At 73.8% G+C, this 12,414-nt stretch carries 14 protein-coding genes; 6 read left to right on the top strand and 8 right to left on the bottom strand.

Annotation, left to right across the window (positions count from 1 at the left end; genetic code table 11):
- The first annotated feature begins 94 nt into the window (after nucleotides 1-94).
- The 3 genes from Nocox_RS07505 to Nocox_RS07515 are packed head-to-tail and all read left to right on the top strand — an operon-like array spanning nucleotide 95 to nucleotide 3,091.
- A complete protein-coding gene (locus Nocox_RS07505; protein ID WP_063711710.1) occupies nucleotides 95-1,315 on the top strand; it encodes an amidohydrolase family protein in 1,221 nt (406 codons plus the stop codon).
- A gap of 30 nt (nucleotides 1,316-1,345) precedes the next feature.
- Nucleotides 1,346-2,389 carry an alpha/beta hydrolase gene (locus tag Nocox_RS07510; protein ID WP_020546796.1) on the top strand — a complete coding sequence of 348 codons (1,044 nt, stop codon included), beginning with the start codon at nucleotides 1,346-1,348 and terminating at the stop codon, nucleotides 2,387-2,389.
- Nucleotides 2,390-2,398: 9 nt separating this feature from the next.
- A complete protein-coding gene (locus Nocox_RS07515) occupies nucleotides 2,399-3,091 on the top strand; it encodes a helix-turn-helix domain-containing protein (RefSeq protein WP_026215089.1) in 693 nt (230 codons plus the stop codon).
- Here Nocox_RS07515 and Nocox_RS07520 read toward each other — a convergent pair.
- The 3 genes from Nocox_RS07520 to Nocox_RS07530 all read right to left on the bottom strand — a co-directional run bounded on the left by Nocox_RS07520 (nucleotide 3,075) and on the right by Nocox_RS07530 (nucleotide 5,038).
- Entirely contained in the window at nucleotides 3,075-3,719 is a 645-nt protein-coding gene (locus tag Nocox_RS07520) for an alpha-ketoglutarate-dependent dioxygenase AlkB family protein (RefSeq protein ID WP_020546794.1), read from the bottom strand. The genes Nocox_RS07515 and Nocox_RS07520 overlap by 17 nt on opposite strands.
- A gap of 49 nt (nucleotides 3,720-3,768) precedes the next feature.
- The gene (locus Nocox_RS07525) at nucleotides 3,769-4,320 is read right to left on the bottom strand and encodes a dihydrofolate reductase family protein (RefSeq protein ID WP_020546793.1); all 552 of its coding nucleotides are present in this window, start codon (nucleotides 4,318-4,320) and stop codon (nucleotides 3,769-3,771) included.
- 88 nt (nucleotides 4,321-4,408) lie between these two features.
- Nucleotides 4,409-5,038 carry a hypothetical protein gene (locus tag Nocox_RS07530; RefSeq protein ID WP_026215088.1) on the bottom strand — a complete coding sequence of 210 codons (630 nt, stop codon included), beginning with the start codon at nucleotides 5,036-5,038 and terminating at the stop codon, nucleotides 4,409-4,411.
- Between the two features lie 108 nt (nucleotides 5,039-5,146).
- Between Nocox_RS07530 and Nocox_RS07535 the strand changes: the two genes are divergently transcribed.
- Nucleotides 5,147-5,791 (top strand): TIGR03086 family metal-binding protein, encoded by a 645-nt coding sequence (locus Nocox_RS07535; protein ID WP_020546792.1) that lies wholly within the window; start codon nucleotides 5,147-5,149, stop codon nucleotides 5,789-5,791.
- 306 nt (nucleotides 5,792-6,097) lie between these two features.
- Here Nocox_RS07535 and recQ read toward each other — a convergent pair whose 3' ends face one another.
- Entirely contained in the window at nucleotides 6,098-7,954 is a 1,857-nt protein-coding gene (gene recQ / locus Nocox_RS07540) for a DNA helicase RecQ (RefSeq protein WP_026215086.1), read from the bottom strand.
- A gap of 120 nt (nucleotides 7,955-8,074) precedes the next feature.
- Entirely contained in the window at nucleotides 8,075-9,274 is a 1,200-nt protein-coding gene (locus tag Nocox_RS07545) for an MFS transporter (protein WP_246649746.1), read from the bottom strand.
- A gap of 35 nt (nucleotides 9,275-9,309) precedes the next feature.
- Between Nocox_RS07545 and Nocox_RS07550 the strand changes: the two genes are divergently transcribed.
- On the top strand, nucleotides 9,310-10,074 hold the full coding sequence (locus Nocox_RS07550) for an SDR family NAD(P)-dependent oxidoreductase (RefSeq protein WP_026215085.1): 765 nt from the start codon (nucleotides 9,310-9,312) through the stop codon (nucleotides 10,072-10,074).
- 196 nt (nucleotides 10,075-10,270) lie between these two features.
- Nucleotides 10,271-10,510 carry a DUF3040 domain-containing protein gene (locus tag Nocox_RS07555; RefSeq protein WP_020546788.1) on the top strand — a complete coding sequence of 80 codons (240 nt, stop codon included), beginning with the start codon at nucleotides 10,271-10,273 and terminating at the stop codon, nucleotides 10,508-10,510.
- Here the strand turns inward: Nocox_RS07555 and Nocox_RS07560 are convergent.
- The 3 genes from Nocox_RS07560 to Nocox_RS07570 are packed head-to-tail and all read right to left on the bottom strand — an operon-like array spanning nucleotide 10,481 to nucleotide 12,280.
- The gene (locus Nocox_RS07560; protein ID WP_020546787.1) at nucleotides 10,481-10,792 is read right to left on the bottom strand and encodes a DUF6343 family protein; all 312 of its coding nucleotides are present in this window, start codon (nucleotides 10,790-10,792) and stop codon (nucleotides 10,481-10,483) included. The two genes, Nocox_RS07555 and Nocox_RS07560, sit on opposite strands and share 30 nt — an antisense overlap.
- Nucleotides 10,793-10,818: 26 nt before the next feature.
- Complete coding sequence (locus Nocox_RS07565) at nucleotides 10,819-11,526, bottom strand: maleylpyruvate isomerase family mycothiol-dependent enzyme (protein WP_020546786.1); 708 nt, start codon at nucleotides 11,524-11,526, stop codon at nucleotides 10,819-10,821.
- A 31-nt stretch (nucleotides 11,527-11,557) separates the two neighbouring features.
- On the bottom strand, nucleotides 11,558-12,280 hold the full coding sequence (locus Nocox_RS07570) for a DUF4344 domain-containing metallopeptidase (protein ID WP_020546785.1): 723 nt from the start codon (nucleotides 12,278-12,280) through the stop codon (nucleotides 11,558-11,560).
- Nucleotides 12,281-12,414 lie beyond the last annotated feature (134 nt).

The raw sequence follows: 12,414 nt of genomic DNA on the forward strand, positions 1-12,414 counted from the left end.
GCGGATGTCAGCGGGTGGAACGCCTTCACCGTCGCGCGCCGGCCTTACGATCGCCTTCCTGTGCCCTTAAGACCCGTTGTGGCACCCTTGGTGCATGCGCATCCTTCGCGCCGCGCAGGTGCTCACCGGCCGCCCAGGAGAGGTGATCCCGCACGGCGAGGTGGCCGTGGACGGCGCCGCGATCGCCTTCGTGGGGCCGCGCGGCGGCGCCGGAGAGCCGGGCGACGCCGACGAGGTCGTCGACCTGCCCGGCTGCACCCTGCTGCCGGGGCTCATCGACGCGCACGTGCACCTGGGCTTCGACGACAAGGTCGACCCGGTGACCAGGCAGAGCCCCGAGAGCGACCGCCACCTGCTGCTGCGCATGGCGGAGAACGCCCGCAAGCTCGTCTCCGCCGGCGTCACCACCGCCCGCGACCTCGGCGCGCGCGGCTTCCTCGACCTGGCCCTGCGCGACGCGATCGAGGAGGGACTGGCCGTCGGCCCCCACCTGATCGCCGCGACCCGGCCCATCACGCCCACCGGCGGCCACTGCTGGTACATGGGCGGCGAGGCCGACGACCTGACCGCCATCCGCCGCGTGGCCAGGGAGAACCTGCGGGCCGGCGCCGACTGCCTCAAGATCATGGCCTCCGGCGGCCAGATGACGCCGGGCGCGGCGCCGAGCTGGGTCCAGCAGTACTCCACCGAGCAGATCCGCGCCGTCGTGGAGGAGGCCGGCGCCCGCGGCAAGGGCGTCGCCGCGCACGCCCACGCGCACGCGGCCATCCGCAGCGCCGTCGAGGCAGGGGTGGCCACGATCGAGCACTGCTCGTTCTTCACCCCCTCCGGCCACCGCTACGACCCGGAGCTGGCCGACCTGGTCGCCGAGAGCGGCACGTACGTGTGCCCCACCCTGCACGGCGTCTACTGGCGGCTGCGTGCCACGCTCGGCCCCGAGATGCTCGACGACTGGCTGAACGGGATCGTCGCCATGCGCGACGCCGGCGTGCGCCTCATCGCCGGCACCGACTCCGGCTTCGCCGCCGCGGGCGTCGACAACCGCACCGACGGCTACGTGGCGGGGCTGGAGGTGTTCGCCGGCGCCGGGTTCGGCAACGCCGAGGTCATCGAGCTGGCCACCGCGCGGGCCGCCGACGCCTGCGGGGCCGGCGCGGTGACCGGCACCGTCGAGACCGGCAAGCGGGCCGACCTGATCGCGGTGCGCGGCGACCCGCTCCGCCGCATCGCCGACCTGCGCGAGCTCGTGCTCGTCCTGGTGGCCGGACGGGCGGTCACGCAGACCGGCGTCGACACGGTCACCTCCTCCGTCTGAGCCCTCGTCCCGAACGCTGAAGGAGCCCGCATGCTGCCCTGGTCCGCCGAGCTGGCCGGCCGTCTCGACCACCGCGTGATCGACAGCGTCCTGCTGCGCGGCAACCCCCTGGGCGACCCGCACGAGCGGCCGCTGCTGGTGTACGTCCCGCCCGGCTACGACGACGAGCCCGAGCGCCGCTACCCCTCCCTGTACGTGCTGCTCGGCTACACCGGCCACGTCGCCATGTGGCTCAACAGGGCGCCGTTCCGGCGGCCGTTCCCCGAGCTGGCCGACGCCATGTTCGCCGCCGGGGAGGCGCCGCCCGCGATCGTCGTGTACGTCGACGCCTGGACCGCGCTCGGCGGCAGCCAGTACCTCGACTCGCCCGCCACCGGCCGCTACCACTCGTACCTGTGCGAGGAGGTCGTCCCCTGGGTGGACGCCCACTACCGCACGCTCCCCGGCCGCGACCACCGGGCGGTCACCGGCAAGTCCAGCGGCGGCTACGGCGCCATGGTGACCGCCATGCTCGCCCCGCACGTCTTCGGCGCCCTCGCCACCCACGCCGGGGACGCGCTGTTCGAGGTCAGCATGCGGCACGCGTTCCCGGGGCTGGCGCGGCGGCTGCGCGACATGTACGGCGGCTCCTACGACGCCTTCCTCGCCGACTTCCGCTCCCGGCTGGCGGGCACGCGGGAGGGCGACCTGGAGCTGCTGGAGATGTACGCCTACGCGGCGGCGTACTCGGCCGACGAGGACGGCACCGTGCGCATGCCGTTCGACGACACCGGCGCCCCCGTGCCGGAGGTGTGGCGGCGCTGGCTGGCGCGCGACCCGGTGGTCATGGCGGGCGAGCCCCGGCACGCCGAGGCGCTGCGCTCGATGCGGGCCGTCTGGGTGGACGCCGGCCACCGGGACGAGTACTTCCTGGACTTCGCCGCGGTCGCGTTCCACCGGGCGGTGCGGGCGGCGGGCGTGCCGGACGAGCGGGTCCACTTCGAGCTGTTCGACGCCGGGCACGGCGGCATCGAGTACCGCTACCCGCTCGCCCTGGCGTGGCTCGCCCGGCGGCTGTCGGAGCCGAACGGCTAGGCTGCCCGCGTGGACAATGCGGAATTGAAGGACCAGGTACGCGAACTCCGTGCTCAGGGCCGCTCTCCCAAGGAGATCGCCCGCGCGCTCAAGGTGCCGCCGTCCGTCGTGGCGCCGCTGGTGAGGGAGATCGCCGCGGAGACCACCACCGGCGGCGTGGCCCCCGACGTGGTCGGCTGCTGGATCAACGTCGGCTGGAGCGCCGGCCTCGGCGTGGACCCCGCGCTCGGCTGGAGCGACGAGGCGCCCGAGTCGGGCGCCGACGGCATGGTGTGCGTGCTCGTCGCCCGCCGCCACTCCTGGGACCGCATGGAGGTCTCCGGCTACCTCGCCGACGTGTTCTGCCTCGGCGTGCGCAACGCCATCGGCCCGCAGATCATGGACGACCGGGAGCTGGCGCGCTTCCGCGAGTACTTCTTCGGCGAGTACGCGGGCTGGCAGGAGGCGCCGTACGAGCTGGCCAGGCACCTGGTGCTCGGCTCCGTCGACCACGCCCGCGCGCTCGGGTTCGAGCCGCACGAGGACTTCGCGCCGGTCGCCGACGCGCTCGGCAAGTGGGAGGGCGGCTCGGCGATCACGTTCGGCCGCGACGGCAGGCCGTTCTACCTGGAGCAGCCGGGCGACGACGCGAACAAGGTGCTGCGGACGCTGCGGCGCACCCTCTCCGACGACGACTTCGACTACGTCACCGGAGGCCGGTGACGCGCAGCGTCACGTTGAGCCGGCCGGAGGCGAGACCGGTGGCCGGGTCGCCGGTGCCGGGGTGGACCTTCGGCACGCCGTGGTAGGCGAGCCGCGACGGCCCGCCGAACACGAACAGGTCGCCCGAGGCCAGCTCCACGTCCGTGTACGGCTTGCCGCGCGTCTCGGTGTTGCCGAACCGGAACAGGCACGTGTCGCCGATGCTCAGCGAGACCACCGGGGCGGGCGACCTCTCGTCCTTGTCCTGGTGCATGCCCATCCGGGCCTCGGCGTCGTAGAAGTTGACCAGCGCGGTGTCGGGGGCGTAGTCGTCGGCCGGGCCGCCGTACGCCTCGGCGACCGCGCGGCGGCCCAGGTCGGCGAGCCAGCCGGGGAAGTCGGCGACCTTGCGGCCGTTGACGTCGTGAGCGAGCCGCGTGTAGCGGTAGGGCTGCCAGTGCCAGCCCACGCACACCGTCCGCACCGACATCACGCCGCCCCCGGGCAGCCGGGTGCGCCGCATCGGCACCGGCCCCGTGGCCCACGCGCGGCAGGCTTGGACGAGGTGGCGCTGCTCGTCCATCGACAACCAGCCAGGAACGTGGACCGCGCCCGGCGCGATCTCCCTCATCGGCAGCGGGATCATCATCACCCAGCCTTCCTCGACCGTGCCCTGCCTCCGCGCGGGTGAGCCGGGTCTACTTCGCGGGCTCGTAGTGCATCCCGGTGATGCCGCAGCCGAACGGCCGGGCCGAGACCAGGCGCAGCTCCCGGCGGCCGGGGAAGACCGGCATCCCGCCACCGATCGCGGTCGGGTTGACGAGCAGATGGTACTCGTCGATGAGATCGGCCCCGGCCAGGCTCGCGACGAGCGTGCCGCCCCCGTACACGACGAGGTCGCCGCCCGGCCGGGCCTTGAGCTCGCTGATCGTCTCGGCCAGGTCACCGCCGGCGACGGTCGCGTTCTCCCACGGCGACTCCTTGAGCGTGCGGGAGATCACGGTCTTGGGGGTGCGGTTCATCCAGTCGATCGACTCCTTGTCCTCGCCGGGCGGCCCGGCGGCCCACGCCGGGATGAAGCCCTCGGCGAGCCTGCGGCCGAGCACGATGCCGTCGACGTTCGCGGTGAGCGCGTTGACGTACTCGTTGAGGTCGTCGGTCCAGGGGTAGGCCAGCCAGTCCAGCTCGCCGTTCGGGCCGGCCATGTAGCCGTCGGCGCTGACCTGGACCTGGAGCAGCAGTTTGCGCATGGGGTATGTGTCTCCTTCTGTGCCGTCATCGATGGACACCACCCTGCCGGACCGACCTTACGATCCCCTTCCCACACCCTTCAGACCGTCAGCGGACCCGCAGCCAGACATGCCCCTTGCCCCGGTCGCGGGTCAGCTCGACCTTCCAGCAGCCGCGCTCGGGAAAGACGAAACCCGTGCCCCACTCCTGCCCGGGACGCCGCCAGTTCGACCCGCCGTGCTCCTCGGGCCCCCAGGCGAGCCGGGCGCGGGCGCCGTCCGGCAGCGTCGCCTCGACCTTGCGCAGCGGCCCGTCCCCGGTCATCCGCCACACGATCTTGACTTCCACGCCGCGCCGCACCGGCACCTCACCGAACAGCAGCCCCCACAACTCCACCCCCTCGCCCGTGCCCCGCACCTCGGGAAACCCGCCCTCCCGCGACACCGCCGCCGTCCCACGGCACTCGCTCCCGTCAATGGTCACCACCGGCACGGGACTCTCGGTCCCGTCGGCACCGGTCGCGCCGGCCGTGCTCGCGACGCCAGTCCGCGTGTCACCGCTCGCCGGACTGCTCGCCCCCGGACTGCTCGCCCCCGGACTGCTCGCCCCCGGAGTGCCCGCCGCCGGAGTGCCCGTCGCCCCCGGCGTGCCCGCCACTCCACGCTCCCCACCATCACCGGCGCCGCAACCGACCGCCACCGCCAGCACCGCCACGAACGGCACCACCATCCACCTCATCGATCATCCTCCTCACCCCCTCTACACCGCCCGCCGGCGCAAGGTTCCGAGATCCACGCCGATGACTTCCCGCCGCCCTTCAGGTCAGCACATCCGAGGAGGACACATATGAACGGCGAACGGGAACGGGTCCTGACAGCGGGCGTGGCCCTGCTGGAACGGGCGATCGACTACACACTCGGCAGTCTGCGCGTCGTGACCCCGCCCATGCTCTGCCGCGCGACCCCGTGCGCCGGCTGGACCCTGGAACGGCTCCTGGCCCACGTCACCGACTCTCTCCGCACCCTGAACGACGCCGCCACCGGCACCGTCACCCTCGGCACGAAGGCCCTCGACCACCTGCGCACCGCCCGGCGGCTCACCCGCCGGGGCAACCCGGCCCTGCTCGTACGGGACGACGCCACCGAACTCCTCGGCACCTGGGCCGCCACGCTCACCGGCGAGCTGGTCACGATCGGCGACCGCCACCTGACCAGCCCCATGGTGGCCGCCGTCGGCGCGATCGAGATCGCCGTGCACGGCTGGGACATCGCCACCGCCTGCGGCGAGCCCCGCCCCATCCCGCCCCTGCTGGCGGACGAGCTGCTGGACCTGGCCCACCTGTTCGTGACGCCCGCCGACCGGCCGCACCGGTTCGCCGCGCCGCGCCCCGTTCCCGTGGCCGCGCCCGCCGACGACCGCCTCCTGGCCTACCTGGGCCGCGACCCGGCTGCCGCCGGGCGGCGACCCTGCCCGAACGGCCACTCCACCTGACCCGGTCCCACGCGCCGCGCGCCGACGCCGTACGATCGCCGTGTACGACAAGACAGGCGACCCCGTGAGCGATCCCGCGAAACCGGCTCCTGGCCGGTCAATCGGATGAGAAGATCGTAAGCGGGCACACACCCATCGTTCGGGGCCGAGACACGTCCGGCCGGTCCGGCGGCGGCGAGGGGCACGCGAGCGCCGGATCCAGGCCGACCAGCGTGGTGGCGACGACCGTTCTTCGTGCGGCCGTCGCCACCACTCCCGTCTTCTGCTGGTCTCAACCTTTGGGGACGCCGCGCCGCGCCGCTCGGCTCACTCGCCCGGGGCCGTCAGGACCTCCAGGACCTGGTCGCCGTATTTCGCCAGTTTGTTCTCGCCGACGCCGTTGACCGTGCTCAGCTCGGCCGTCGTGGCGGGGCGGAGGGTGGCGATCTCGCGGAGGGTGGCGTCGTGGAAGATGACGTATGCCGGGACGCCCTGCTCCTTGGCCACCGTGGCGCGCCAGGCGCGGAGGCGTTCGAAGAGCGGGGCCGCCTCGGCGGGCAGCTCGGCCACCGGCCGCGACTTCCCCGACCCGGACCCGGACCCCGAGCCGGACCCCGAGCCCGAGCCGCCGGAGGTGCCGCGCGTGCGGGCCGGGCGGAGGGTGTCGCGGCGCAGCAGGACCTCGTGCCGGCCGCGCAGCACCTCGGCGCTGGCGTCGGTGAGCACCAGCGCCCCGTAGTCGGACTCGACCGCCAGCAGCCCCTGCGCCAGCAGTTGCCGCACCACGCTGTGCCACTCCTGGTTGCCCAGCTCGGTGCCGACCCCGAAGACGCTGAGCGAGTCGTGGCCGTGCTGCAGCACCTTGGCGGTGGTCTTGCCGAGCAGGATGTCGACGATCTGCCCCACGCCGAACTTCTGCCGCCGCTCCTTGGCCAGCCGGAACACGGCGGAGAGCACCTTCTGGGCGGCGACCGTGCCGTCCCAGGTCTCGGGCGGCGACTGGCAGGTGTCGCAGTTGCCGCACGGCTCGGCCCCCTGCTGGCCGAAGTAGTCGAGCAGCATCACCCGCCGGCAGCCGGCGGTCTCGCACAGCGCCAGCATGGCGTCGAGGTGCATCACCTGGCGGCGGCGGTGGGCGTCGTCGCCCTCCATGGCGAGGCGGCGGTGCTGGATGACGTCCTGCAGGCCGTAGGCCATCCAGGCCGTCGCCGGCAGCCCGTCGCGGCCGGCCCGCCCGGTCTCCTGGTAGTAGCCCTCCACCGACTTCGGCAGGTCGAGGTGGGCCACGAAGCGCACGTCGGGCTTGTCGATGCCCATGCCGAAGGCGATGGTGGCGACCACGATGAGGCCGTCCTCGCGCAGGAAGCGGGCCTGGTGGGCGGCGCGGGTGCGGGCGTCGAGGCCCGCGTGGTAGGGCACCGCCGCGATGCCGTGCTCCACCAGGAACTCGGCGATCTTCTCCACGGAGGAGCGCGACAGGCAGTAGATGATGCCGGAGTCGCCGGGATGCTCGGTGCGCAGGAACTCCAGCAGCTGCTTCTTCGGCTCGGCCTTCGGCGTGATCCGGTAGTGGATGTTGGGCCGGTCGAAGCCGGCCACGAAGTGGCGGGCCTGGTCGAGGCCGAGCCGCGTGGAGATCTCGGCGTGCGTGGCGGGGGTCGCGGTGGCCGTGAGCGCGATGCGCGGCACCTCGGGCCAGCGCTCGCGCAGCTCCGACAGGGCGAGGTAGTCGGGCCGGAAGTCGTGGCCCCACTGCGCCACGCAGTGGGCCTCGTCGATCGCGAACACCGAGATGTCGCCCTTGGCCAGCAGCCGCATCGTGGAGTCCACCCGCAGCCGCTCGGGGGCGAGGTAGAGCAGGTCGAGCTCGCCGGCCAGGAACTCGGCCTCGACGAGCTGGCGCTCGTCGAAGTCCTGCGTGGAGTTGAGGAAACCGGCCCGCACGCCGAGCGCGCGCAGCGCGTCGACCTGGTCCTGCATGAGCGCGATGAGCGGCGAGATCACCACCCCGACGCCGGGACGCACCAGGGCCGGGATCTGGTAGCAGAGCGACTTGCCGCCCCCGGTGGGCATGAGGACGAGCGCGTCGCCGCCGCCCACGACCTGGTCGATGATCTCCTGCTGCCCCGGCCGGAACGAGTCGTAGCCGAACACGCGGTGCAGAACCTCGGAGGGGGTATCCATGCGGCTACCTTACGTGTTCGGCGGTGGACGGTCGGTCAAGTTCGCGGAGGGCGAGCGGGAGCCCCCGGTGAGGAACCACCAGCCCGGCGCGGCGCCGACGGCACCACTCGCGGGCGGTCGTCAGGAGGCCGGGGCGCCGCCGACGTTCCCTTGCCGATCGTAGGCCACGAGCGCCAGGGCTCCGGCCGCGCAGGCCGCCGCCACCGCCCCCATGACCGCAGGGAATCCGGCGACCTCCGCGATCCCGGCCGCCGCCAGCGGCGCGACCGCCTTGGCCACGGTGATGGGCAGCGCCAGCGCGCCGCTCAGCGAGGCGTACGCGGCCGTGCCGTACCGGTCGGCGACGAGCGCGGGCCGCGCGATCGTGGCCACCCCGAACCCCAGCCCGAACAGGACCACCGCCGCCACGGCCCCGCCCGTGCTGCGCCCGGCCAGCGGCAGCAGCACCGCCGCGAGCCCCTGCAGCCCGAACATCGCCGCCGTGATCAGCGCCACCCGCCAGCGGGCCTGCAGCCCCGTGGTGACCAGCCGGCCGGTGACCGACAGCACGCCGAGCAGCCCGGCGACGCTCGCCGCGAACACAGGAGGGTGCCCGAGCGCGATCAGGTACGTCACCAGCAGCACCCCCATGACCGACACCGCCCCGGTCTGGGCGAGGAACCCGGCCGCGAGCAGCCAGAAGGGCCGCTCCCGCAGCGCCCCGGCGACGATCGCGCCCCGGTCCGCCCGCGCCGGCCCCGGCCGGTCGCGCACCGTGAGGGCGTGCAGCGGCACGGCGGTCAGGGCGTAGCCGGCGGCGAGCACCACCAGGGCCTGCCGCCAGCCGTACCGGTCCGTGAGGAGCCCGGTCAGCGGCAGGAAGACGCTGGAGGCGAACCCGGCGACCACGGTGACCGTGAGCAGCGCCCGTGCCCGCCGCACCGGGTCGAAGCACGCGACGATCACCGCGAACGCGGCCTCGTACAGCACCGCCGCCGACGCGAGGCCCAGCACCGCGCACACGGCGTACAGTTCGGCGACGGAGCGCACCTGCGACCAGGCCAGCACCGCCGCCGCGCCCAGCAGCGACCCGCCCGTCATCAGGCCGCGCCCGCCGCGCCGGTCCAGCAGGCGTCCGACGGCGGGCGCCGCCACCCCCGAGACCAGGACCGACAGCGTGATCGCCCCGGTCAGGGCGGTGACCCCGGCGTCCAGGTCCCGCGCCATCGGCGGGATGAACACCGAGAAGGCGTAGTAGAGCACGCCGTAGCCGGCGGTCTGGGTGATCGCGAGCGCGGCCACCATGCGGGCCCGCGCTCCCGGGCGAAGGTCGTCGATCACTCGGTCGAGCCTATCCCCGTGGGTAGCGTTGGATCATGACTCCCTCTTACGTGGTGACCGGTGGCGGGCGTGGCATCGGGCGGGCGGTGACCGATCGGCTGCTGGCCGGCGGCGGGACGGTCGTCGTGGTCGAGCGTGACGCCGCCGTCCTGGACGCCCTCGACGGGGCCGGTGTCGTGGCGGTGGCCGGCGACGCGGCGGACGAGCAGGTGGCCGCGCGGGCCGCCGCCCTCGCCCAGGAACGCGGCCCGCTGCGCGGCTGGGTCAACAACGCGGCCGTCTTCCGCGACGCCTCCGTGCACGCCTCGCCGATCTCCGAGGTCAGGGCGCTGATCGCGGCCAACCTGGATCTGGCCGTGGTCGGCTGCGCCACCGCCGTCCGGGCCTTCCTCGCCGCCGGCGGGCCGGGCGCGATCGTCAACGTCACCTCCCATCAGGCGACCCGCGCGGTGCCCGGCGGGCTGCCGTACGCGACGGCCAAGGCCGCCGTCGAGGGGCTGACCAGGTCGCTGGCCGTCGAGTACGGCCGGCGCGGCATCCGGGTCAACGCCGTCGCCCCGGGCACGGTGGCGACCGAGCGGTACCTGGCGTTCCTGGACGGGCTGGGGGAGGGGGAGGCGGCGGCCGTGGAGCAGCAGCTCGCGGTGCTGCACCCTCTGGGGCGGGTGGCGGAGCCCGCCGAGGTGGCGGCGGTCGTGGCGTACCTGCTGTCGGACGACGCGGCGTTCGTCAACGGCGCGACGGTGCCCGTGGACGGCGGGCGTACGGTGCTCGGGCTCGACCCGGAAGCGCGGGAATGAAAACCGTTGCCACCTGGTTGAGCGGGGCATGCGCAAGAACCGGCCGGGGCCGCGTCCTCGACTCCGCCGGCCGCGTCGAGCGCTTCAACCAGCGTTACGGCAAGAAGTGATCAAGGCCCGCCCAAGAGGCGGGCTTGCCGGAACCCGCGGCGGGTAAAAGTTCTCCACCGGCGTGACAGCATCAGTGGTGGAGCGAATGGGTCTCTCTGGAAGGGAACGCCGCATACTCGCCCAGATTGAGCAGGCCCTGGAGCGAGAGGATCCAGAGCTGGCCCGGCGGGTCGCGGCCATCAACAGGATCGAGGCGGTCGGCGGCCTGCCGGGACGGCCCTACGGCGACCGGGCGCGCCTGTGGGCGCTGGCCCACGGATGGGTGATCCTCGCGGCGGGCGCGCTGGTGATGGTGTTACTGCTGGTAGCGGTCCTCACCACCTGAACGGGGCCGGCTCCCGGGACGGGGTCGGCTCCCCGGGCGGCCCTGGCCGCTCGACCGGCGGTGCCGGATCACCAGCAGGTCCACGGCGGCGACGACCGCCACGACCGCCGCGATGGCCGCCTCCCAGCGCCAGACCTCCTCGCCCGTGCTCATGGCGCGGATCACGAAGAACACCGCCGCGGCGACGCCGAGCACCAGCGCCACCATCGACAGGACCCGCCGCGCCCCCAGCGGGCTGCGCGCGGTCGTCGGCTCCGTGCCCGTACGGTCACGTAGCCACATGATCGTCCCCTTTCCATGGGAGGTCGTCAGGCCAGGCAGCGCAGCGCGCTGGCCAGGCGCGGGTCGAGCTCGTAGGAGGCGGGCAGCCGGCCCACCGTCGCCGCCACGAACTCCGGGTACGGCAGCGTCGCCGTCACCCCGTCGAGCGCCACCCAGATCTGCTCGGCCGTCTGCTCGACCTGCACCTTCGACTCGCTCTCCGCCAGCGCGAACCGGCCGACCGCGACCCGCCACAACGTCCGGTCGTCGGCCTCGTCCGCCCCGACCGGGGCTTCGACGTCGTCGGCGTGGGTGGCGTACTCGGAGTCGTAGTGGAACGCCTGCCGCCCGTTGGGGTAGGGCCCGGCCATCGTCTCCAGTACGGCGTCCGGTCCCAGCTCGCGCATGCGCCGCCGGGTGTCGCCGTTCTTCTCGCGCCACTCCCGCAGCACGTCCTCGACCGGCAGGTCGCGGCGCTGCCGTACGCACCACTCGTTGAAGTCCTCGTAGCCGCTGATGCCTTCGGCGGACATCAGGCTCATCAGCTCCGGCACGGTGCCGTCGAGCACCGCGTGGTTGTACATCTCCTCGCCCGCCAGATGGGCCAGCACGTCGCGGACGGTCCAGCCCGAGCAGTGGGACGGCCGCAGCCAGCCGTCGCCGTCCAGGCCGGTGAAGAACCGGTCCAGCCTGGCCGCCTCGGCGTCGAAGATGTCGAACGGGTCGAAGTCGCGCAGCGGGTCGTCCTCAGCCATACTCCGGACGCTACCCCTGATGTCCCGCCTTTCACGGACTCCTGCTGATCAAGGGCCCGGCGGCCGCCCTGGCCTCCTGGTATTCGCCGGCGCACGAGGGCGCCCGTTCGGCGGGCACCCAGCCGCCCTTGGCGATGGCGGCGTTCGCCGCCGGATCGGCGCCGTAGAGGAGGCAGGCGAACGTGGCGGACTCCTCCTCCCCGGCCAGGTGGCCGAGCCCGGCGTGCCCGGCGGCGAGCAGGTGGCGGGCCTCGGCGGCGGGGACCGCCTGCCCCGGCCGGTCGGCGGCCAGCGTGAGCGCGGCGAGCGTGTCGGCCTGGCCCTCGGGGTCCTCCAGGCCGCCCAGCGTGCCGAGGGCGTGGCCCAGCTCGTGATGGAAGAACGCGGTCAGCGCGGCGTCGAGACGGCGGTCCGCGGCGCGGGCGTCGGCCTCCTCGGTCTCGGAGATGCCGGTCAGCGTGCGGTCCATCCGGTCGACCATGGAGTAGCAGATCGTGATGCGGCTCTCCTGGGCGTCCCAGGCGGCGGACCGCCCGTCGCAGTCGCGGGCCACGACCTCGACCGCGCGCGGCAGCCTGATCTTCGTACGCAGCGCGTCGCTCTCCTTGAGCAGCCGGCGGGCCTGCTCCGCCCGCTCCGAGCCGGCGGGCTCGAACCGCACGGCGGGAGGCGAGGCGGCCGGAGGGGACGGCGTGGGGGCCGCTCCCAGTGCGCTCGCCATGCTCAGGGCCAGGGCGGCGAGGGGATGCGGCATACGGGGGCTCCTTCCGTCGGGAGGTCGCGGGGGGGTGCGACCTACCATGCGGCGATCACGTGATCGCTAAACCCCTGCCCGGGTAAAACCTCGTGAAAAGCCGGAGGCCCGGCCCCCGCGAGGGGACCGGGCCT

It is taken from the genome of Nonomuraea coxensis DSM 45129, from assembly GCF_019397265.1.
Classification (GTDB): Bacteria; Actinomycetota; Actinomycetes; order Streptosporangiales; family Streptosporangiaceae; genus Nonomuraea; species Nonomuraea coxensis.